The following is a 21,325-nucleotide window of genomic DNA, read 5'->3' as shown; positions in this document are numbered from 1 at the left end:
TTCACCTTTCCTTGCTGCTGCTGGTGCTGTCGGTGCAGCCGGTGCCGCTGCCCCGGAGGGTCACTCGTCGACGAGGCTGGTGCTGTCGGAGAACTGGGCCAGCCGGAACACCACGAACTCGGCGGGCTTGACGGGCGACACACCGATCTCGCAGACCACCCGGCCCTGGTCGATGGACTCCTGCGGGTTGTTGTCCCGGTCGCACTTGACGTAGAACGCCTCCGCCGCCGTGCGGCCGAACAGCGCGCCGCGGCGCCACTCCTCGGTCAGGAACGCGGTGACGTTGCGCCGGATGCTGGACCAGAGCCGGTCGTCGTTCGGCTCGAAGACCACCCACTGGGTGCCCAGGAGGATGGACTCCTCCAGGTAGTTGAAGAGGCGGCGCACGTTCAGGTAGCGCCAGGCCGGGTCGGAGGAGAGGGTGCGCGCACCCCAGATCCGGATACCGCGGCCGGGGAAGGCCCGTACGCAGTTCACACCGATCGGGTTGAGCAGGTCCTGCTCACCCTTGCTCAGGCGCAGTTCCAGGTCCACCGCGCCGCGGATCACCTCGTTGGCGGGCGCCTTGTGCACTCCGCGTTCGGCGTCGCTGCGCGCCCACACGCCGGCGATGTGGCCGCTCGGCGGGACCGTCGTGTTGCGGCCGGCGGCCGGGTCGAAGACCCGCACCCACGGGTAGTAGAGGGTGGCGTAGCGGGAGTCGTAACCCGCCTCGTCGTTGCGCCAGGTGCGCACCTGCTGTGCCGAGAGGCCGGGCGGGGTGTCCAGGACGGCCACCCGGTCACCCATCTGCTCGCAGTGGGAGATCACCGCGAGCTGTACGGTGCGCACGCCCTCGGCGTCGATGTCGCCGCGCTCGTAGGCGCTCATCAGGTCCGGGACCGCGACCATGGTGATCTCGTCGATGGTCTCCAGGCCGGCGAAGCCGGTGCGGGCGCCCGCGTCGCCGACGTACTCGGCCGGGTCGAGCCGGGACACGGTGCCGTTCGCGGTCGCGGCGGGCACGGAGGCCGGGGCGTCGGGCAGGGCCACGGTCTGGCCCGCGGGGCGGGTCTGGGCGGCGGACCGCTGCTCGGTGACCTCGATCAGCTTCGAGGCGCGCGCCTGGGTGACGAGGTAGCCCTTGACGTTCTTGCGGGCGGAGACCTCGAAGGTCTCGGCGACCTGCTCGCCCTGGCGGACCAAGAGCTTGAAGCGGTCCTCGGGCGGGTTCTCCCCGTCCGCGTCGGCGATCTCCACGGTCACGCCGGTGGTGCCCGGCCGCGCCGTGATCAGGAAGCCGCCGAGCTCGACGGGCTCCGCGGCGCGGGGCTGGGGGACCGATCCCGCGGCGGCCGGTGCGGTGGAGGCGTCGTCGCGGTCGGATCCGCCGATGCGGACGACGTACGCGGCGCCGCCGCCGTTGGCGAAGTAGCCGTAGACGGCGTGGGGCAGGTAGGTGCCCTCGGTGAAGCCGCCGAAGTGCTGGGAGTACTGGTCCCAGCTGGTGACCAGCGTCGGTTCGTGGAAGGGCCCGCTCTGGGCGAACCCGACGAACGCGGCGACGGCGGTGCCGACCCCTTCGATCGGGCGAGCACCGGACTGCACCTCCTCCACGTACACGCCCGGGGTGAGGTACGTCGGCATGCTCGCTCCTTCGTCACGGCTTTGCAATCAGGTCTGGTCACAGCCTCGTGCGCGGGCGCCCCCGTCGGCAGGGGCGTGCGGACCTGGCCAGGGGCAAGTGCGCTGCCCTCGCGGTCGTTTGCGCCGGACCGTCCAGGCAGCGCGCACGCCCCGCACGCCCCCGTACGCGGCTCACACGTCCGTGACCTGGCCGAGGTACGGTCCGAACTCGCCCTCCAGGACCAGGCGTCCGAGCTTGCGGTACTCCTGGGCGACGGCGGTCACCACCTGGCGCATGGCCAGCGCTCCGCCCGCAGCGGCCGCGGAGTAGGCGGCCGTCACCGCGCAGGACCGGATCGAGCCGCCGGCCAGTTCGAACCGGTCGGCGCAGAACTTGAGATCGACGTCGTCGGCCCGGGGCAGCCGGTCGCCCAGGCAGCGTTCCCACAGGGCCCGGCGCTGGGCGGCGTCGGGCACCGGGAAGTCCGCGATCACGTCGAGGCGGCGGGTGAACGCCTCGTCGAGGTTGGCCCGCAGGTTGGTCGTCAGGATGGCGATGCCGTCGAAGGACTCCATCCGCTGGAGCAGGTAGGCCGACTCCATGTTGGCGTGCTTGTCGTGGGAGTCCTTCACGTCCGAGCGCTTTCCGAAGATCGCGTCGGCCTCGTCGAAGAGGAGCACCGCGTTGACGGCCGACGCCTCCGTGAAGATCCGTTCCAGGTTCTTCTCGGTCTCGCCGACGTACTTGTCGACGACCGTGGACAGGTCCACCACGTACAGGTCCATGCCCAGGTCGGCGGCCACCACCTCGGCGGACATGGTCTTGCCGGTGCCGGAGGAGCCCGCGAACAGGGCGATCACCCCGCGTCCGCGGCCGCCGCCGGGGCGCATGCCCCACTGGCCGAGCACCTGGTCGCGGTGGCGTGCGCGCACCGCGAGTTCGCGCAGTCGGCGGTGGGTGGGGGCGGGCAGTACCAGGTCGTCCCAGCCCACGGCGGGCTCCACCCGGCGTGCGAGGCGGGCCAGGCCCGCGCCGTTCTGGGCCCGTACGGCGGCACGCAGGTCGGCGGGGGAGACGGGACGGCCGTCGAGCGCGGCGGTGCGCGACGCGGTGTCGGCGGCGCGCCGCAGCTGCCCGGCGTCGAGGCGGTGCGCGGACACGGACCGGGCGAGGGCTTCGACCTCGTCGGCCCCGCTCGCCTCGCCGGCCCCGGCCACCTCGCCCGTCTCCCCGTGCCCGCCCGTCTCGCCGGCAGCGCCCGTCTCGCCGTGCTCGACCGCGGCGCGTTCCAGGGCGTGCCGCCAGCGCACGGCCTGCCGGTCGGGGGAGGGGGCCGTCACCGTCAGGGAGACGGGGGTGGCGGCCGCCCAGGCGGGCTCCCAGCCGCTGGTGCCGTGCGTGAACAGGGGGATGCCGCGCAGCACCGTGCACAGCGTGCGCAGTACGTGCGCGCGCTCGTCGGGCTTGTCGGGCAGGTCCTCCAGCGGCCCGAGCAGCACTCCGGCGCCCACCAGCCGGGCTTCGCGGGCCGCTGCGCGGGCGAGTGCGGGCAGGGCGCGGGCGTGGTGGGCAAGCGCCGAAGGGTCCAGGACCAGGGGGCGCAGCCCGCGGGCCCGCAGGGCGGCGGCGGCCAGGCCCTCGGGGTCGCCGCCGCGGGTGCGCAGGTGTACGTGGCCGGTGCCGCTCAGGGCCGCGGCGGCGGCCCGGTACAGCTCGTCGGGGTCGACGGCCGGGTCGTCGGCGGCTTCGCCGAGCACCTCGGCCAGCTGCGGATCGGGCGCCGCGTCGCCGAGCAGGTGGGCGGTGACCCGGTCCGGTACGGCCAGCACCCGTGACAGGGGCGGCCGCTCGGGTTCCGTGACCTCCAGCAGGCCGCCCGCGACGAGCGGTGCGCCGGAGGCGAGCCGGAAGCGTGCGGCGGCGACCCGGCCGCGGCCGCAGAGTTCGAGGGCGAGCCCGACGGTGGGCCGGCGGCGCGTCAGGTCGTCGTTGAGGTAGCCGTAGAGCCGTTCGAACCGGGCGTCCAGGTCCGGGGCGAGCGCGACCAGGAGCAGGTCCACGTCCAGCGGCTCCAGGCCGAAGCGCGTGACGAGGACGTCGAGCGGTGAGCCGGGCGGCGGCGGGCCGGCCGGGGCGAGCGTGGGCAGGTCCGGGGCGGCTTTCCCGTCCAGGATTCGGGCGGCCGCCTCGGGCGTGAAGTACTGGCCCCGGTAGGGGTCGTCCGGGTCGGGGTCGACGGCGCGCCGCAGGTCCACGGCCAGCCGGACCCGTTCCTCGACGAGCCGGAGCCGTGCCCACAGGTGGGGGACCTCGCCGTCGGAGGCCCTCTCGGGGCCCGGCGCGGGCGCGGGGGCCGGGGGCTGCAGGGTGTGCGTCACGGCTGGCGTTCTCCTCGTCGCCGGCGGGCGGGGGCCTTGGGCCGTTCGCGGGACCCGCCGAAGCCTTCCGGCCCCGGTGCGGCCAGCTCGACGTAGCGCAGCCGGCGCGGCCTCCCGTCGCCGTCCGGCCCGGCCTGCGGTACGGAGTCCACCACGAGGCCCTGGGTGACCGGCGGGGCGGTGGTCTTGCCGATGCCGGCCAGCGGGGCCTTCACACGCAGCCCGAGGGACGGCTTGAGTTCGCCGCCCAGCGCCGACCACACGTCGGAGGCGGCCGGCGCGTCCATTCCGGTGCCGCCCGCGTCCACGTCCACGAGCAGGCCGAGGTCGGCGAGCGTGCCGGTGAGCAGGCGCGGCGGCAGCGTGTCGGTGTTCACCAGGCAGGAGAGCACCTGCGACAGCAGCCGGTGCTCGTCCTGTGGCCTGCCCGCCCAGGCGGTGACCAGGTACGTCAGCTCGAACCAGCGCGGCGGGGTGCGGCGCGCGACGACGAAGCCGTCCGCGTCGTACACCTCGCCCGCGCCGCTGCCGCGCCGGGTCGGGTCCTCCCGGATGTCGTACAGGAACACGCAGACGGTGGGCGCGCTGCGGCGGGCCGCCCAGTCCCGGGTCGGCGCGTCGAAGACGACCTCGACGCCCGACGCCTCCAGGCCGGACTCCGCCAGCAGCCGCCGGAGCCCTTCGTCGACCTCGTGGATCACCGGCGGGCCACCTCGTCGGGCGGCTGCACCGTGCCGTTGACCACGAGGAAGTCGGTCTGCACCGGGGAGAAGCCGGGGCCGCTCGCCGTGATGGTGCGCGGGCCGGTCTGGTCCTTGGCGAGGATCAGCAGCTGGCCGATGAACGTGCCGTCGGCCTGCGGGTGGGTCGGCGCCGCCGCGGCGGTGATGCCCGGCTTCCACGCGAACCGAACCGGCGCGCCGGGCGGGAAGTCCTCGCCGCGTACCGAGGTGACGAAGCCGGGCCTGCCGATCGCCGGGACGGCGACGATGCGCGGCTGGAGGACGCGCAGCTGCTGCTGGGCGGTGTTGTCGCCGGGGTCGGCGTCCGTGCCGGTGGTGGTGAGGGTCGCGGTGACCTGGGCGGTGAGCGCCTTGTCGGGGCTCAGGACGATCCGCAGGACGCTGCGGGCGCCCGGCGCCAGGTCCGGCAGTGCGCACGTCCAGTTCTGGTCGCAGCCCGGCGGCGGCCCGTCGTGGGGGACGCCCTGGGGCAGGCCGATGCGCAGCCGCAGGCCGGTGGCCAGGGCGCTCCGGCCGTTGGCGACGGTGTAGGTGACGACGACGCGGCCGCCGACGTAGCCGGGGTTCGGCTGCGCGGTGATGCTCACCCCGGGACCTGCCTGGGGCGCGGGCGGCTGCGGCGGCGCGGGCGGAGGCGTCGGGGCCGGGGTCGGCGCCGGTGTCGGGGTGGGCGTCGGCGTCGGCGTGGGGGGTACGGGGGTCTCCCGCACCGGCACCACGGTCCGGCCGGCGTTGTCGCTGGGGCGGGGGTCGAGGACGGTGCCGGTGACCGACCACTCCACGGGCTGGTCGCCGGGGGTGACGCCGGTGAGGGTGACCGACACCGGGACGGTGGTGCCGGGGCGCACCACGCCCAGGGTGCAGGTCAGGGCCGCGGCGTCGCAGGTGGCGCCGGGTGCCGTGAGCGCGGTGACGCTCACGCCGAGCGGGGGTGCGACGGTCAGCCGGGTGCCGGGGGAGGCCGCCGGGCCGTGGTTGACGACGTCCACCCGGACGGTGGCCGAGCCGCCGACGGTGAGCGGCGGGGTCTTCTCGGGTGCCCTTACCGCGAGGTCCACCGACTGCTGCACGGTGGGCTCCTTCTGACGACCCGGCAGGCCGGTGACGAGCAGGTTGTGGGCGCCGGTCGCCACGTCCACCAGCTTCAGCTTCTCCGGGCTGTTGACGGCCCGGGAGCCGCGGCCGGTGAGCACCAGGCTCCTGCCGTCGGCGGTCCAGGCGGCGTCACGGGGCTGGAAGGGACCGGAGCCGGTGGTCTCGGGCAGTTCGCGGCCGCAGGCCCCCGGCTTGTCGCGGGCGGCGTCGGGCAGCAGGACCCGGCAGGTGCCGCCGGCCGCGGAGGCCAGCAGGATGCCGCTGCGCTCGTCGACGCGGCCGCCGCCGTTCTTGCGGTTGAAGGCGATGGTGGCGCCGTCCGGGGAGAACGCCGGGCTGTCGTCGATGACGTCGCAGGCGCCGGGGCACATGGTGGCGCTCAGGTCGCGCTGCCGGTCCAGGTGGTCCACGGGCACGGTCCAGACGTGCTTGTTGCCGCCGTGGCCGTTGATCACCAGGTTGCGGGTGAAGGCGAGCGTGGTGCCGTCGGAGGACCAGGTGGGCTGGGCGTCGCCGCCGCCGGGCAGGTCCGGGGGCGGGGTGATCCCACCGCGGATCGCGCCGGTGGCGGCGTCCGCGATCAGGATGCGCCCGGGGCCTGCTGCCTGGCCGGCGCCGCCGGGCGAGGTACGCGTGAAGGCGAGGTACCTGCCGTCGGGGGAGAACGTGGGGTCGGTGTCCCAGTCCTTGGGGCCGCGGCCGGCGAGCGGCAGGGGCGATGCGTCGGTTCCGTCGGCGTCCGCCGTCCAGATCCGCTGGATCCGGGAGCCGGGCCTGCCCTCGAAGCGGGTGACCACGATCCTGCGCCCGTCGGGCGTGTAGCTCTGCCGCTCCGTCCACGGGTCGTGGTCGGGGCCGGGCTGGAACAGCGGGTCCTTGGCCGGGTCGGTGTTGGTGTCGGCCGCCGGGTCCTCGTCGAGGATGGTCAGGCCCAGGTCGCGGGGGTCGGAGCCGTCCGTCCGGGCGTCCTGCAGGGTCACGGTGTGCGGGCCGGCCGCCGAGATCCGTTCGACGACGGCGCCGCCGCCCTTGAGGGGGCCGAGCCAGGTGGGCGAGCCGATCTCGCGGTCCTCGCTGTAGACGAGCTGCGGGGTGTCCGCCGAGTGCGCGGGCACCTGGAAGACGTGGTCCCAGTCGCCCTTGCATTCGCAGGTGCGGTCCGGGCTGAGGAAGAGCAGGCCGTTCCCGTCGGGCAGCCAGGCTGCCCCCCGGGTACGCCAGCCGGCCTGGGCGCCGGCCAGCAACTGCCCGTCGGCGCGGCCGTTCGTCCACCGCAGGCGGGGCCCGGAGGCCCCGGTGGCGGTGTAGGCGATTACGTCGCGGTTCGCGGCGTCGTCCACCGGGTTCCACACCGGCTCGGTGGCCGGGCCGTTGGCCGGGTCGGTGAGCCGGGTGGCGGCGCCGCCGCGCAGGGGGCGTACGTAGACCTGCCGGCCGGCGGCCGGGTCGCCGTCGGAGGAGTACGCCAGGCGTCCGCCCTCCGGGGAGACGGTGGGGTGCTCCTCGTTCGCGGGAGTGTCGGTCAGCCTGGTCAGGCCGGTGCCGTCGGTGCGCACGAGCCACAGGTCGCGCTGGACGCCTCCGGTCGTGGCGCGCTGGGCCGAGTCGAAGACGACCGACCGCCCGTCGGGGGTCAGCCGCGGGTTGCCCGCGTCCATGCCGCTGGTCAGCCGGCGTACCGAGCCGTCGGCGGACCTCAGGTAGACCTGCGGGGTCTTCTCGTCGCGCCGGCCGGCGAAGACGAGCTGGTCGCCCAGGGCTGCGGGCTGGACGTCGAGGTGGACCGGTCCGTCACCGAAGAGCGGGGTGCTGGTGTCGGACCTGCCGCTCGCCACCCGCCCCAGGCTGCGGTGGCGCGTACCGGCGTACGCGACCCGGCTGTCGCCCGCGTCGGCCGCGAGGGGCCGCGCCCCGGTGTCGCCCGGTCCGGCGGCCGCCGTCACCGCGAGCAAGGGCGCCAGCAGCAGCATCGACGCGCCGGCCCTCCCCCAGCGGTGTCGCCGACTGCCGGACCCATCCGTGCCCATCACGGCCCACCTCACAGTCCGGTCCAGCATGCTGCCTGTCACCCCGCCACCCTGCGGCCGGGACCGGCCGGTGCGGCAGGGCCTCGGGGCCGGATGCGGGGGAAGCGTGCGTTGCGCTTTCGGGCAGTGGCGGGCGGCCGTCCCCGCCCGCCACCGTCCGTCCGGGCGTCAGATCAGCCCGTTGCGCAGGGCGTAGCCGACCGCGTGCGTCCGGTTGCGCAGCTGCAGGCGCGTGATCACCTCGTGCAGAACGTTCTTGACGGTCCGTTCGGAGTACGAGGTCTTGCGCGCTATCTCCGCGGTGTCCAGGCCCTCCGACACCAGGCGCAGCATGTCCGCCTCGCGGGAGGTCAGGGTGGACAGGGACACGGAGCGCGGATCGAGCGCCGAACGCTGCAGGCTGCCCATGTGGTCGAGGAGCTTGGCGAGGAGGTCGCCGGGCAGGACGCCCTCGCCGTTCGCTATCGCCAGGACCAGCCGCAGCAGCCGGTCCTGGTCGGCCTCGGCGCGCCGCAGCACCGCGCTGACCCCGCATTCGATGGCGCGCTGCAGGGCGTCCCCGGATGCGAAGGTGCCGACCACGAGCCCGGTGCGCGTGCCGGGGTTGTGCCGCAGCCGGTACAGCAGTGCGGCGGTCTCGTCGTCCACGCTGTCCACGGTCACCAGCGACACCTGCGCGGCGTCGGCGTCCGTGTCGGGGACGAGTTCGATCTCGGGGCGTTGGCGCAGCTGGTGGACGACCCCGACGCGCAGGATCGGGTCCGACGCGTACACGGCCACGGTCACCCGTCGGCCGGTTCTGCGGGGAGGGGCCGGGCTGGGGGGCTGGGACATGCCGGTGTGGGACGTGAGGACGGGGCTGTTGGTGTCAGCGCAGCGCATGTGTCGTACCTGTTCCGTGATGCGTACGTGGGGTAGCGGAATTGGCCGGCTTGCTCGGATCTCGACGCTGAGATCCAACCGATGGCCGTACATGAGGAGTTGGGAAGTCTGTGGGGGCATCGGGACTGCCCGGGGCCTTGCCCCCGCGTCCGTGGAGGCGGCGCGGGCGTCGGCGTAGCGTCGTGGCGTGACATCCCCAGCTGCATCTCCCAGCCCTGGCGCGCCCGTCCTCGACATCGAGCCGGTGTCGGTGATGCCGGGCGGTACCGCCACCACGAGCCTGACCGTCCGCAACGACAGCGACATCGTCGAGGCGTACCGCCTGGAGGTCGTCGGCGACTGCGCTGCCTGGACCACGGTGGAACCCGAGCGCGTCTCGCTGTATCCGGGCACCTCGGAAACGGTGACGATCCGTCTGGCGCCGCCCCGTTCGCCCCAGGTGCGGGCCGGGGACGTGCCGCTCGCCGTGCGTGTGCTGCCCACCGAGCAGCCCGAGGCGGTCCGGGTTCCCGAGACCACCGTGCACGTCGAGGAGTTCCGGGAGCTTCGCGCGGAGAGCGCTCCCAAACGCCGCCGCGGCTGGCTCCGCGGGCGCTACCGCATCGCCGTGCGCAACGAGGGGAACTCCCCGGTACGGGTCGGTTTCACGCCCGCGCAGCCCGGTGAGGACCTGAAGTTCGACTTCGCCCCGGCCACGCTGAAGCTGGAGCCGGGCGAGTCCGCCGAGGTGGTGCTGAAGGTGCGCGCCGGAGGCCCGGTGTGGTTCGGATCCCCCGTGACCTGGCCGTTCACCGTGGAGGTGGCCGAGACCAAGGACGGTGAGGACGGCGACGCCGCCACGGTGCGGCCCGAGCCGGAGAACGTGCGGGCTCCGCTGGACGTGGAGTTCGTCCAGATCCCGATCTTCCCGACGTGGCTGCTCGCCGTTCTGGCGGCGCTGCTCGCGCTGCTGCTCGCCTGGTTCATGCTGGTGCGCCCGGCCGTGCGCAGCACCGCCAAGGAGGCCGCCGCCGAGGCGGCCAGGAACCCGGCGCCCGCCGCGGACGGGGCGGGGCAGACCCCGGTGACCGGTGACGGCAAGCAGCCGGGCGGCGCGGGCACGGCCCCGGGCGCGGCGAAGGGCAACCAGCCCGGAGCGGGCGGCGGCGGTACGGGTGGTGGCGGGGCCGGCGGCGGTGGGGGCGGGCTGCAGAGCTCGGCCACCATCGACCTGCAGACCGGCGGCGGCCAGTCCAAGACCGGCTCCTACACGGTGCCGGCGGGCAAGGTGTTCGGCATCACGGACCTCGTCGTCGCCAACTTCCAGGGCGACGAGGGCGTGGTGACGATCAACTTCGGTGACCGCAAGATCACGACGATCGCGCTGGAGACGTTCCGAAACCAGGACTACCACTGGGTCACCCCCATCAGCATCACCGAGAGCCAGACTGTGACTGTCCAGGTGACCTGTGCAAAGCCGGGCACGCCGGCCACCGGCCGTCAGGCGCAGGAGTGCCACGAAGTCCTCAACGTGAGTGGTGTGCTGAGCGACCTCAGGTGACCCGAGCGGCACGGACATCGTCCGTCAGGCTCGCCCAGGAACAAAGCGGACCCGCTCCGGTCCGTCCGGAAAGTGCTTACCGGACGGACTGGTGACGGGTCGTCGGCAATGGCGCCTTCCGGTGCGGTTACGCCGTTCCACGGCTATTGCCGACCTACTGGGCGGTAGCAAGACAGTACAGAAAAATATGGCTGCATTTCGACGCCTTCTCCCCCCTGCTCCCCGTCCCCGGTCGGCGCCGACCGTACGGGCGGCCACGGCTGCTGCTGCAGGAACACCCTGAGCCTTGCCGCCGATCACGCGCGGGCACCACTGAGCCCCCGGACGAATGTCCGGGAGCTCGGTGGCGAATGGCTCAACGCGCGGGACGGTCATGCCCGCGACGGGTCAGTCCTGTCGGGTTGCCGTGCCTCCCCGGGTCCTCTTCATGGCGAAGAAGGCCGAGCCTGCGATGAACGCCAGCGCGGCCGCGGCGGCGGCCATGATGCCGGCACCGCTGCCCGAGCCGGTCGCGGCGAGGTCTGCCGGCGCCTCCTTCGGCTGTCGGCCGGTGGCGGCGCTCACGTGGGCGAAGTTGACGCTCTTGGCGGCGTGGCCGGGACCGAACTGGCCCAGGGCGTCGTCGAGGCCGCCTGGCAGGAAGTCGGCCCACGGGGGCTTGCCCTGGTCGTCGTGACCGTGGCCGGGCTTTCCGTGGTCGTCGTGACCGTGGCCGGGCGGCCTTTCGTGGTCGTGCTCGCCGTGGCCGTCTTCACCGTCGTCGCCGTGACCGTGGTGGTGATCACCCGAGTCGCCATCTTCACCCTTGTCGCCGCGCGGCCCCTTGGGTCCGGCGGGTCCGGCGGGTCCGGCGGGTCCGGCGGGTCCGGCAGGTCCGGCAGGTCCGGCAGGTCCGGCGGGTCCTACGGGTCCTACGGGGCCGGCAGGTCCGGCAGGTCCTGCGGGTCCAACGGGGCCGGGTGCGCCGGGGCTGCCGGAGGGGCCGGGTGCGCCCGTGGGGCCGGGTGCGCCCGTGGGGCCGGGTGCACCAGGGCTGCCGGTCGGTCCGGGGGCACCCGTGGGGCCGGGGGCACCCGTGGGGCCGGGCGCGCCGGTCGGTCCGGGCTCACCCGTGGGGCCGGGCGCGCCGGTCGGTCCGGGCTCACCCGTGGGGCCGGGCGCGCCGGTCGGTCCGGGCTCACCCGTGGGGCCAGGGGCACCGGTCGGGCCAGGGGCACCGGTCGGGCCGGGAGAGCCGGTCGGTCCGGGAGGCCCGCTCGGTCCGGGAGGCCCAGGCGGGCCGACGGCGCAGGCCGCCCTGGTGATGGTGTTGGTGTCCAGCGTGACCGCGCCATTGCGCGCCAGGGCGCGGCCTTCGAGCACGGCGCCGGTGTTCAGCGTGATGGACGTCAGGGCAAGGATGTTGCCCTTGAACTGGGTGTTCGTGTCGAGCGTGGCGGAGCTCCCCACCTGCCAGAACACGTTGCAGGCGTTTGCTCCGTTGATCAGGGCCACGACGCTCGCCGGAGCTGTGATCAGGGTCGAGGGGATCTGGAAGATGAAGACGGCCTCGGGGTTGTTCTGGCCGTCGAGAGTGACCGTTCCGGTGAGGTTCAGTGTCGACGAGGCCGTGTAGACGCCCGGCGCCAGTGTCTGGCCGCCGATGTCGGGCGGCGTGGCGGTGCCGGGTCCCCGGCTCGCCGCGTCGTTGTAGGCGATGACGAGGTCGGACTTCGCCTGAGCGGCGGCGGCGTCGTTGATGTGCTGCGTTCCGTTGACGATGCCGGGCGGGAAGCCGGTCACCGATGTGCCCGGGTGGAGCCCCAGGTCGCCGTTGATGACGGTGGGGCCGGTATTGGTGACCGTCGAACCGGCCAGGACCGCGTAATTGGTGGCGGTCCCCAGGTTCACGGGGGCTTCCAGAGCGTGAGCGAGGTTCGGGACCAGGGTTGCCGCCGCCAGGAGCGCGGCGGGGAGCAGGACGAGGACTCCCCGTTTGAACAGATTGCGTCTGGGCCTTTTGTCGGGTGGACCCGACCGGATGACATCCAATGCCACAGCAGGACCTTTCTTGTTGCTTCGGGCCTCAGTCCTCCCGGAGGAGGCGCCCGAGCGCCCGCGACGATGACCGCTCAGGGCCGCAGGCCCCCACCCCGCCCCGTCGCGCAGGCTGATCCTGAGCGGCACCGCGAAGTGGCTACCAGGCAGACATGTGATGAGCCGTCATCCGGGAGTATTCACGCATATTTCCGTGCAATAGCTTCAAATCGGCAAAAGCGTCTGCATGAGTGACGCGGTGTCAGGAGTTGATGGGGTGCACGCACGTGCGGACCTGTCGGGTGCCCGGCCGCCGGCCGCGCCCGGAGCCGGGCCGACCCGCGGGGCGGGGCGCCCGGAAGGGGCGGGCGTGGGCTCGCGTCAGGCAGTCGCAGCGGGGCACGCGCAGTCCGCAACCGGGCACGTTCCTCGGTTGTGCGTCCTCGACGTGCCCCGACCGCCGGCCTCCGGGCGGGCCGGGACGCCCTTGTGGAGGGCCGCCGATCGGCGCCGGAGGGGAGGGATCAGGGCCAGACCAGGCAGTACGGCTGGTGTCCGGCCTCGTGCAGACGGTGGCTGAAATCCTGCCACTCGTGCAGCAGCTGGTAGACGTTGAAGGCGTCGCTCGGGCCGCCGCGGTCCGGGACCGTGGACCAGATGAAGGCCGCCGCGCCCACGGACTCCTCGCCGATCCCGCGCAGCGGGTCGACCACCGTCATGGGGAGCTTGACCACCGCGTAGTCGGGGTGCAGGACGACCAGCTCCAGCGGGGGCACCTTGTGCAGGGGTATGCCCTCGATGCCGGTCAGGACCATCGCGGCCACCGTCTCCGGCTTGATCTTGGTGAAGAGGCCGCCCATGCCGAGCTCGTCGCCGCCGAGCTCCTCCGGCCGCATCGTCACCGGGACCCGCGCCGCCGTGGCACCGTCCGGGGCGCCGAAGTACTTGTACGTCACTCCCATGCCGCGGCCCCTGGGCAGGTCCTGCGGCGTCGTCGCGGCCTCCGGCACGGCGTCGGCCGCCTCGGTGGCGCGCCGGCGGTGCTTGCCCCGGCGGCGGGCCTCGCGGGCTTCGCGGGCGCGCTGCGGATCGAGGCCGTCCGTACCCTCGCCCGGTCCACCACCGCGTTGCATATCTCCACCCGACTGGTCTTGCTCGCCACGGCCCCGCGGCGCCCGCCGCGCAGCCTGATCATCATGGCAGTGACCTCCCCCGCGGCGACGCGGTGAAACGCCCGCCCGCAAGTCTGTCGCAGCCTCTGAGACCATGGCTGGTGTGAGCTACCCGTACCCGTATGAAGCCCCAGTTTCGCAGACGCTCTTCGAGCGCGCCTCCCTCGTGACCCCCGGCGGCGTGAACTCTCCCGTGCGCGCCTTCCGCGCCGTGGGCGGTACGCCCCGGTTCATGGTGTCCGGCACCGGTCCGTACCTCACCGATGCCGACGGCCGCGAGTACGTGGACCTCGTCTGCTCGTGGGGGCCGATGATCCTCGGCCACTCCCACCCCGAGGTGATCGAGGCCGTCCAGGCCGCCGTCGCCCGCGGCACCTCCTTCGGCACGCCCGGTGAGGGCGAGGTGGCGCTCGCCGAGGAGATCGTCGCGCGCGTCACACCCGTGGAGCAGGTGCGGCTCGTCTCCTCCGGGACGGAGGCCACCATGTCGGCGATCCGGCTGGCACGCGGCTTCACCGGTCGCGCCAAGGTCGTGAAGTTCGCCGGCTGCTACCACGGTCACGTGGACGCGCTGCTCGCCGCCGCCGGTTCCGGGCTCGCGACCTTCGCGCTGCCGGACACCCCCGGCGTCACGGGCGCACAGGCCGGCGACACCATCGTGCTCCCCTACAACGACCTCGAAGCGGTACGGGCGGCCTTCGCCGCGCACCCCGGCGAGATCGCCTGCGTGATCACCGAGGCCGCGCCCGGCAACATGGGCGTGGTCACCCCCGCCGAGGGCTTCAACCAGGGACTCGCGGACCTCTGCCGCGAGAACGGCGCGCTCTACGTCTCCGACGAGGTCATGACCGGCTTCCGGACCTCCCGCGCCGGCTGGTACGGCGTCGACGGGGTCAAGCCCGACCTGATGACCTTCGGCAAGGTCATGGGCGGCGGCTTCCCCGCCGCGGCCTTCGGCGGCCGCGCCGACGTCATGGGCCACCTGGCCCCGGCCGGGCCCGTCTACCAGGCCGGCACGCTCTCCGGTAACCCCGTCGCCACCGCCGCCGGCCTCGCGCAGCTGCGCCTGCTCGACGCGGCCGCGTACGAGAAGGTCGACGCCGTCTCGGCGCAGATCCAGTCCCTGGTCACCGGGGCGCTCGCCAAGGAGGGTGTGGCGCACCGCCTGCAGACCGCGTCCAACATGTTCTCCGTCTTCTTCACCGCGGACGCGGTGCGCGACTACGACGACGCGAAGAAGCAGGAGAGCTTCCGCTTCAACGCGTTCTTCCACTCGATGCTGGCGCAGGGCGTCTACCTGCCGCCGTCCGCCTTCGAGTCCTGGTTCGTCTCCACCGCCCACGACGACAAGGCGATCGAGCGCGTCGCGGCGGCACTGCCGGCCGCCGCCCGTGCCGCCGCGGAGGCCACCGCATGAGCAACGACGGCCGTGAAGCGAAGTCCGACCTCACCGTCGTGCACCTGGTGCGCCACGGCGAGGTGCACAACCCGGACGGGGTCCTGTACGGGCGCCGCGAGGGCTACCACCTCTCCGAGCTGGGCCGCCGGATGGCGGACCGGGTCGCCGAGCACCTGAAGAGCCGGGACATCGCCTACGTGGTGTCCTCCCCTCTGGAGCGGGCGCAGGAGACGGCCGAGCCGATCGCCAAGGCCCACGGCCTGGATCTGGCGACGGACGGGCGGCTGCTGGAGGCGGAGAACGTCTTCGAGGGCAAGACCTTCGGCGTCGGCGACGGGGCGCTGCGCAAGCCCGGCAACTGGAAGCACCTGACGAACCCGTTCAAGCCCTCCTGGGGCGAGCCGTACGTCGAGCAGGTGGTCCGGATGATGAGCGCGCTGGAGTCGGCGCGCGACGCGGCCCGCGGCCGGGAGGCGGTGGCGGTCAGCCACCAGCTGCCGATCTGGATCGTGCGCAGCTTCGCGGAGAAGCGCCGGCTGTGGCACGACCCGCGCCGCCGGCAGTGCACCCTCGCGTCCCTGACGTCCTTCACCTTCCAGGGCGACAAGCTCGTGTCGGTGGGCTACAGCGAGCCGGCCCGGGACCTGGTCCCGGCCCACCTGCTGGCCGGCGCCAAGCCGGTGAAGGGCGCGTCCAAGGCGTTCGGCGCCTGATCCGAGCCTGATCCTCGTCTGATCCGCGTCTGCCCCGGGTCGGTTCCGGGAGTGATCCGACGGTCTGTTACGGGCCGTTACAGGCCTGTCTAATTAAATACAAGATGCGCGGGAATCACCGTGTCAGCACACAGGTCCGGTCGGCTTGTCCGTCTCCATGGGCTTCGGGTCGGGACGTGTTGACGACGAGGGGGACGGTGACATGCGCGACAACAGGGGAGTCGGTCGGAGGGGGCTGCTGGGACTGGGACTCGGCGCCGCGGCCGCGATGGGAGTCGCCGGCTGCGGTCTGCCCGATGTGTCCGGTCCCGGCGCTCCCGGACCCGTGAAGGACCCGGAGCCCGGCGAGCGGCCGCCGGCCAGGCCCATCGGTGACGGCTCCACCGCCGACACCGGCCCGCAGCCCCACCAGCCCGACCGGCCCGTGCCGCTCCGGCCGGGCGAGACGCCGCCGCAGTTCGTCGTCTTCAGCTGGGACGGCGCGGGGGAGATCGGCAACGGCCTCTTCCCGCGCTTCCTCAAGCTCGCCAAGGACCACGGCGCGGCCATGACCTTCTTCCTCTCCGGCCTCCACCTGCTGCCCGAGTCGAAGCGGAGCCTCTACCGTCCGCCCAACAACCCCGTCGGCGCCTCGGACATCGGCTACCTCAAGGACGAGAACGTCCGCGCCACCCTGAAGTACGTCCGCGAGGCGTGGCTCGACGGGCACGAGATAGGCACCCACTTCAACGGCCACTTCTGCGGGGGGCCCGGCTCCGTCGCCCGGTGGACCCCGGACGACTGGCAGAGCGAGATCGACCAGGCCGTGTCCTTCGTCACGAACTGGCGCACCAACACCGGCTTCACCGACGTGGAACCGCTGCCCTTCGACTACCGCAAGGAACTGGCCGGCTCCCGCACCCCCTGCCTCCTCGGCCGGGACACCCTCCTGCCGACCGCCCAGAAGCTGGGCTGGCGCTACGACTCCAGCTCGCCCGGCGGCCTCCAGGTCTGGCCCGTGCGCCGGTCGGGCGTCTGGGACCTGCCGCTGCAGTCCCTGCCCTTCCCCGGGCACTCCTTCGAGGTGCTGTCGATGGACTACAACATCCTCGCCAACCAGTCGAAGAACACCACGCAGGGCGTACCCGCCAACTACCCGGCCTGGCGCACCCAGGCCACCGCCACCTACCTCGGCGGCTTCCGCCGGGCCTACGAGACCAACCGCGCGCCCCTCTTCATCGGCAACCACTTCGAGCAGTGGAACGGCGGCATCTACATGGACGCGGTCGAGGAAGCACTCAAGGGCATGGCGGACAAAAGGGATGTACGGCTCGTATCCTTCCGGCAGTTCACCGACTGGCTGGACGTCCAGGACCCCAAGGTGCTCGCCCGGCTGCGCACCCTCGGCCCCGGCCAGTCGCCCACCGGTGGCTGGAACGCGTACCTGACGGCCGCCTGACCGGTACTGCCCATCCTCTGACCAGGGCATTGACATCGGCCCGGGGGGCGCGACAGATCGCGGAACCGTTCATGCGAAACTTTTCACATGAGCCTTAGCCGCGCCCCCCGACGCCGCTCGACCGGCGGCCGCGCCCTCCTGCTGACCGCGGTGACCCTCACCGGCGCCCTCGCCCTCACGGCGTGCGACGGTTCGGACAGCGGCAAGCCGACCGGGAGTGGCGGGAACTACGTCACGGGCGCGAAGGGCGTCTCCACCGCCGCCAAGGGCGAGCGCACCGAGGCCCCCAAGCTCGACGGCGAGACCGTCGACGGCAAGACGCTCGACACCACGGCCCTCAAGGGCAAGGTCGTCGTCCTCAACGTGTGGGGCTCCTGGTGCCCGCCGTGCCGCGCCGAGGCCCCGTCCTTCGCGAAGGTCTCCAAGGAACTCGCCGACGCGGGCAAGGACGTCGTCTTCGTCGGCGTCAACGTCCGCGACAACAGCAAGCAGAACGCCGCCTCCTTCGAGGAGACCTTCGGGATCACCTACCCGAGCCTCTACGACCCCGACGGCAAACTGCTGCTGCGCTTCCCCAAGGGCAGCCTCAACCCGAACGCCATCCCGTCCACGCTCGTCCTGGACCGGGAGGGCAGGATCGCGGCGCGCACCCTGGCCCCCCTCAGCGAGGAGCAGCTGCGCTCCATGATCGACCCCGTCCTCGCGGAGCAGTGACCTCGTGGTCCCGTACGTCCTCGCCGCCGAGGCCACCGGTGTGAACGAGACGGTGCTGAACGGCGCACTGCTCCTCGCACTGCCGATCGCACTCCTCGCCGGCCTGGTCTCCTTCTTCTCTCCCTGCGTGCTGCCGCTCGTCCCCGGCTACCTCTCCTACGTGACCGGCGTCAGCGGCGCCGACCTCGCCGAGGCCCGCCGCGGGCGGATGCTGGCGGGCGCGCTCCTGTTCATCGCCGGCTTCACCGCCGTCTTCGTCTCCACCGGCGCGCTCTTCGGATACTTCGGCGAGACCCTCCGGGAGAACAACGAGATCATCTCCCGCGTCCTGGGCGGCGTGGTGATCTTCATGGGCCTCTTCTTCATGGGGGCCGTCCCGGGTCTGACGATGCGGGAGTTCCGCTTCCACCGGAAGCCGACGGCGGGCCTGCTCGGCGCGCCCCTGCTCGGCGTGCTCTTCGGCGTCGGCTGGACCCCCTGCATGGGCCCGACCCTCGCCGCCGTGACCACCCTCTCCCTCGACCAGGCGAGCGCCGGCCGCGGCGCCCTGCTGACCGTGGTCTACTGCCTGGGCCTCGGCGTGCCCTTCATCCTCGCCGCGATCGCCTTCCGCAAGGCGCTCGGCGCGTTCGGGTGGGTGAAGCGGCACTACGCGTGGGTGATGCGCATCGGCGGCGGCATGCTGATCCTGACCGGACTGCTGCTCGTCACAGGAATGTGGGACAGCATCGTCAGCGACATGCAGAGCTGGACCCAAACCTTCACGGTGGGGATCTGAGGACTTAACGGACATGAGTACGACAGACAAAGCGTCCACCGAGGCGTCGCACGAGCCCGCCGAGCCCGCCGAGCCCGGCGACTCCGCCGCCCTCGGCGACGCGGGCGCCCAGCTCTCCACCGCACCCGTCGAGGACCGCGGTCCCGTCGGCATCGGCGTGATCGGCTGGGCCCGCTGGTTCTGGCGGCAGCTCACCTCCATGCGGGTGGCGCTGATCCTGCTCTTCCTGCTGTCGCTGGGCGCCATCCCCGGCTCCCTCGTGCCGCAGACCAACGTCGACGCGCTGAAGGTCGCGCAGTGGAAGGACGAGCACTCCTCCTACGTCGGCATCGCCGAGGCGCTGCAGCTCTTCGACGTCTACAGCTCGGTCTGGTTCTCCGCGATCTACCTGCTGCTGTTCATCTCGCTGATCGGCTGCATCATCCCGCGCGCCTGGCAGTTCGTCGGCCAGCTGCGCGGCCGCCCGCCGGGTGCCCCGGGCCGCCTCGACCGGCTGCCCGCCCACACCACCTGGCGCACCGGGAAGACCCCGGAGGAGGTCCTCGCGCTCGCGAAGACGCTCCTCGGCGAGCGGCGCTTCCGTACCGAGGCGGGCGGGGACCACGTGGCGGCGGAGAAGGGCTACCTCCGCGAGGCCGGGAACCTGGTCTTCCACGTCTCGCTGATCGTGATGCTGGTGGCCTTCGCCTGGGGCCAGTACTTCAAGTCCGAGGGCGGCAAGCTGGTCCTGCGCGGCAGCGGCTTCTCCAACACGCTCACCCAGTACGACGACTTCAAGCCCGGCACGCTCTTCCACCCGGACGACCTGCCGCCGTTCAGCTTCACGCTGGACCGGTTCGACGCCACCTACGAGATGTCCGGCCCGCAGCGGGGCACCCCGCGCGACTTCAAGGCGTACGTCACCTTCCGTGACGGCGCGCACGGCGCACCGCAGAAGCGCGAGATCCAGGTCAACAAGCCCCTTGAGGTCGACGGGTCCAAGATCTACCTGCTCGGCCACGGCTACGCGCCGATCATCTCGGTGACCGACCCCACCGGGAAGGTGGTCTACAAGGACGCCGTCCCGGTCCTCCCGCAGGACGGCAACCTCACCTCCACCGGAGCCGTCAAGGTCACCGACGGCTACAAGGACAAGGACGGCAAGAGCGAGCAGCTCGGCTTCAACGCCGTCTTCGTGCCGACCTTCGCCGGCGAGGGCATGGGCACGATGTTCTCGCAGTTCCCCGCCCCCTTGAACCCGCGGCTCATGCTCAACGCCTTCCACGGCAGCCTCGGCGTGGACTCGGGTCTGCCGCAGAACGTCTACCGGCTCGACACCGCCAAGCTGGTGCCGTTCAAGGACGGGTCGGGCCAGCAGTTCAAGCAGAAGCTGGCGCCCGGCGACACGATGACCCTGCCGGACGGCGCGGGCACCGTGAAGTTCGAGGGCATCGAGCGGTGGGCCACCTTCTCCGTCACCCACCAGCCCGGCAGCGCCCTCGCCCTCGGGGGCGCGATCGCCGCCATCGCGGGCCTCGCCGGATCGCTGTTCATCCAGCGCCGACGGGTCTGGGTCCGTGCGGTGACCGGCAAGGACGGCGTCACCGTCGTCGAGATGGCGGGTCTGGGCCGCAGCGAGTCCGCCCGGCTCCCCGAGGAACTGGCGGACCTCGCCGCCACCCTGCACCAGCAGGCGCCGAGCGCGCCCACCGCACCTGCCGAACCACGTGTCGAAGAAACCCCTGAAGGAGAGCGCGGATGACGCCGCTCGCAGCCGCAGCCAACGAGAACCTGGCTCAGATCAGCAACTACCTGATCTATTCGTCGATGGCGGTCTTCACGCTCGCCTTCTTCGCGCACATCGCCGAGTGGACCTTCGGCAGCCGCAGCAAGGTGGCCCGTACGGCCGCCGCGCTCACCGGCGCCGATGCGGCCCCGGCCCCGGCCGTACAGGTCCGCGGCAAGGGCGGGGCCACCGCGGTCCTCGACCGGCCGAAGGTCACCACCCGCTCCGGCGCGGGCACCCGTGACGTGCCCGACGGCCCCGGCGCCGCCGGCGGCACGGTGCAGGGCGACCTGTACGGCCGGATCGCGGTGTCGCTGACCGCGCTCGCCTTCCTCGTCGAGGCGGCCGGAGTCGTCGCCCGCGCGATGTCGGTCGAGCGGGCCCCCTGGGGCAACATGTACGAGTTCTCGATCACCTTCTCCACGGTGGCCGTCGGCACGTACCTGGCGCTCCTCGCCCTGAAGAAGAACGTCCGCTGGATGGGCCTGATCCTGGTCACCACCGTCCTTCTGGACCTCGGCATCGCCGTCACCTGGCTCTACACCGACAGCGACCAGCTGGTCCCGGCCCTGCACTCGTACTGGCTGTGGATCCACGTCTCCACCGCCATCTTCTGCGGCGCCGTCTTCTACCTCGGCGCGGCCGGCGCGGTCCTCTACCTCTTCCGCGACGCCTACGAGGGCAAGCTCGCCGACGGCGGCAAGCCCGGCAGGATCACCTCCTCCATCCTGGAGCGGATGCCGTCCGCCGCTTCGCTGGACAAGTTCTCCTACCGCATCAACGCGGCCGTCTTCCCGCTGTGGACCTTCACGATCATCGCGGGCGCGATCTGGGCCGGCGACGCCTGGGGCCGCTACTGGGGCTGGGACCCCAAGGAGGTCTGGTCCTTCGTGACCTGGGTGGCGTACGCCTGCTACCTGCACGCCCGCGCCACCGCCGGCTGGAAGGGCCGCAAGGCCGCCTACCTGGCGCTCTTCGCCTTCGCCTGCTGGATCTGGAACTACTACGGCGTGAACATCCTGCTCAGCGGCAAGCACTCGTACGCGGGCGTCTGACCGT

Annotated in this window: 15 protein-coding genes; 8 read left to right on the top strand and 7 right to left on the bottom strand. The window is 72.8% G+C overall.

What is annotated here, in order from left to right; translation table 11 throughout:
• Positions 1–60: 60 nt before the first annotated feature.
• The 5 genes from AB0F82_RS27105 to AB0F82_RS27085 all read right to left on the bottom strand — a co-directional run bounded on the left by AB0F82_RS27105 (position 61) and on the right by AB0F82_RS27085 (position 8,683).
• On the bottom strand, positions 61–1,626 hold the full coding sequence (locus AB0F82_RS27105; RefSeq protein WP_362632038.1) for a phage tail sheath family protein: 1,566 nt from the start codon (positions 1,624–1,626) through the stop codon (positions 61–63).
• 171 nt (positions 1,627–1,797) lie between these two features.
• Positions 1,798–3,984 (bottom strand): ATP-binding protein, encoded by a 2,187-nt coding sequence (locus AB0F82_RS27100; protein WP_436842165.1) that lies wholly within the window; start codon positions 3,982–3,984, stop codon positions 1,798–1,800.
• The gene (locus tag AB0F82_RS27095; protein WP_356815534.1) at positions 3,981–4,685 is read right to left on the bottom strand and encodes a DUF4255 domain-containing protein; all 705 of its coding nucleotides are present in this window, start codon (positions 4,683–4,685) and stop codon (positions 3,981–3,983) included. The genes AB0F82_RS27100 and AB0F82_RS27095 overlap by 4 nt, the downstream gene beginning before the upstream one ends.
• Positions 4,682–7,849 (bottom strand): hypothetical protein, encoded by a 3,168-nt coding sequence (locus AB0F82_RS27090; protein WP_362632036.1) that lies wholly within the window; start codon positions 7,847–7,849, stop codon positions 4,682–4,684. The genes AB0F82_RS27095 and AB0F82_RS27090 overlap by 4 nt, the downstream gene beginning before the upstream one ends.
• A gap of 168 nt (positions 7,850–8,017) precedes the next feature.
• Positions 8,018–8,683, bottom strand: a complete 666-nt coding sequence (locus tag AB0F82_RS27085) for a helix-turn-helix transcriptional regulator (protein ID WP_356815541.1) — start codon at positions 8,681–8,683, stop codon at positions 8,018–8,020.
• 235 nt (positions 8,684–8,918) lie between these two features.
• On the opposite strand from AB0F82_RS27085, the gene AB0F82_RS27080 reads away from it, so the two are divergent.
• On the top strand, positions 8,919–10,271 hold the full coding sequence (locus AB0F82_RS27080; protein ID WP_362632034.1) for a COG1470 family protein: 1,353 nt from the start codon (positions 8,919–8,921) through the stop codon (positions 10,269–10,271).
• A gap of 387 nt (positions 10,272–10,658) precedes the next feature.
• Here AB0F82_RS27080 and AB0F82_RS27075 read toward each other — a convergent pair whose 3' ends face one another.
• Both AB0F82_RS27075 and AB0F82_RS27070 read right to left on the bottom strand, forming a co-directional pair.
• Positions 10,659–12,161, bottom strand: a complete 1,503-nt coding sequence (locus AB0F82_RS27075) for an ice-binding family protein (protein ID WP_362632032.1) — start codon at positions 12,159–12,161, stop codon at positions 10,659–10,661.
• A 650-nt stretch (positions 12,162–12,811) separates the two neighbouring features.
• Positions 12,812–13,420 (bottom strand): hypothetical protein, encoded by a 609-nt coding sequence (locus tag AB0F82_RS27070; RefSeq protein WP_362632030.1) that lies wholly within the window; start codon positions 13,418–13,420, stop codon positions 12,812–12,814.
• A gap of 133 nt (positions 13,421–13,553) precedes the next feature.
• Between AB0F82_RS27070 and hemL the strand changes: the two genes are divergently transcribed.
• From hemL to ccsB, 7 genes are all read left to right on the top strand, one after another.
• A complete protein-coding gene (gene hemL, locus AB0F82_RS27065) occupies positions 13,554–14,876 on the top strand; it encodes a glutamate-1-semialdehyde 2,1-aminomutase (RefSeq protein WP_362632028.1) in 1,323 nt (440 codons plus the stop codon).
• The gene (locus tag AB0F82_RS27060; RefSeq protein WP_356814856.1) at positions 14,873–15,571 is read left to right on the top strand and encodes a histidine phosphatase family protein; all 699 of its coding nucleotides are present in this window, start codon (positions 14,873–14,875) and stop codon (positions 15,569–15,571) included. Before hemL ends, AB0F82_RS27060 begins: the two co-directional genes overlap by 4 nt.
• A gap of 202 nt (positions 15,572–15,773) precedes the next feature.
• Positions 15,774–17,009, top strand: coding sequence for a hypothetical protein (locus AB0F82_RS27055; protein WP_362632025.1), 1,236 nt, complete (start codon positions 15,774–15,776; stop codon positions 17,007–17,009).
• An 87-nt stretch (positions 17,010–17,096) separates the two neighbouring features.
• Positions 17,097–17,723: a TlpA family protein disulfide reductase gene (locus tag AB0F82_RS27050; protein ID WP_362632023.1), complete on the top strand. Its 627-nt coding sequence runs from the start codon at positions 17,097–17,099 to the stop codon at positions 17,721–17,723.
• 4 nt (positions 17,724–17,727) lie between these two features.
• Positions 17,728–18,501, top strand: coding sequence for a cytochrome c biogenesis CcdA family protein (locus tag AB0F82_RS27045; protein ID WP_356814859.1), 774 nt, complete (start codon positions 17,728–17,730; stop codon positions 18,499–18,501).
• 13 nt (positions 18,502–18,514) lie between these two features.
• A complete protein-coding gene (gene resB, locus AB0F82_RS27040) occupies positions 18,515–20,242 on the top strand; it encodes a cytochrome c biogenesis protein ResB (RefSeq protein ID WP_362632021.1) in 1,728 nt (575 codons plus the stop codon).
• Complete coding sequence (ccsB, locus tag AB0F82_RS27035) at positions 20,239–21,321, top strand: c-type cytochrome biogenesis protein CcsB (RefSeq protein ID WP_356814861.1); 1,083 nt, start codon at positions 20,239–20,241, stop codon at positions 21,319–21,321. Before resB ends, ccsB begins: the two co-directional genes overlap by 4 nt.
• Positions 21,322–21,325 lie beyond the last annotated feature (4 nt).

Source organism: Streptomyces virginiae, from assembly GCF_040638905.1.
Taxonomy (GTDB): domain Bacteria; phylum Actinomycetota; class Actinomycetes; order Streptomycetales; family Streptomycetaceae; genus Streptomyces; species Streptomyces virginiae_B.
This window is presented reverse-complemented; position numbering and strand designations above follow the sequence as displayed.

Bases quoted from the DNA above. Each gene is read 5' to 3' on its own strand.
- AB0F82_RS27105 (WP_362632038.1), bottom strand. From the start codon at position 1,626: ATGCCGACGTACCTCACCCCGGGCGTGTACGTGGAGGAGGTGCAGTCC.
- AB0F82_RS27090 (WP_362632036.1), bottom strand. From the start codon at position 7,849: ATGGGCACGGATGGGTCCGGCAGTCGGCGACACCGCTGGGGGAGGGCC.
- AB0F82_RS27085 (WP_356815541.1), bottom strand. From the start codon at position 8,683: ATGTCCCAGCCCCCCAGCCCGGCCCCTCCCCGCAGAACCGGCCGACGG.
- AB0F82_RS27070 (WP_362632030.1), bottom strand. From the start codon at position 13,420: ATGCAACGCGGTGGTGGACCGGGCGAGGGTACGGACGGCCTCGATCCG.
- hemL (WP_362632028.1), top strand. From the start codon at position 13,554: ATGGCTGGTGTGAGCTACCCGTACCCGTATGAAGCCCCAGTTTCGCAG.
- AB0F82_RS27060 (WP_356814856.1), top strand. From the start codon at position 14,873: ATGAGCAACGACGGCCGTGAAGCGAAGTCCGACCTCACCGTCGTGCAC.
- AB0F82_RS27055 (WP_362632025.1), top strand. From the start codon at position 15,774: ATGCGCGACAACAGGGGAGTCGGTCGGAGGGGGCTGCTGGGACTGGGA.
- AB0F82_RS27050 (WP_362632023.1), top strand. From the start codon at position 17,097: ATGAGCCTTAGCCGCGCCCCCCGACGCCGCTCGACCGGCGGCCGCGCC.
- resB (WP_362632021.1), top strand. From the start codon at position 18,515: ATGAGTACGACAGACAAAGCGTCCACCGAGGCGTCGCACGAGCCCGCC.
- ccsB (WP_356814861.1), top strand. From the start codon at position 20,239: ATGACGCCGCTCGCAGCCGCAGCCAACGAGAACCTGGCTCAGATCAGC.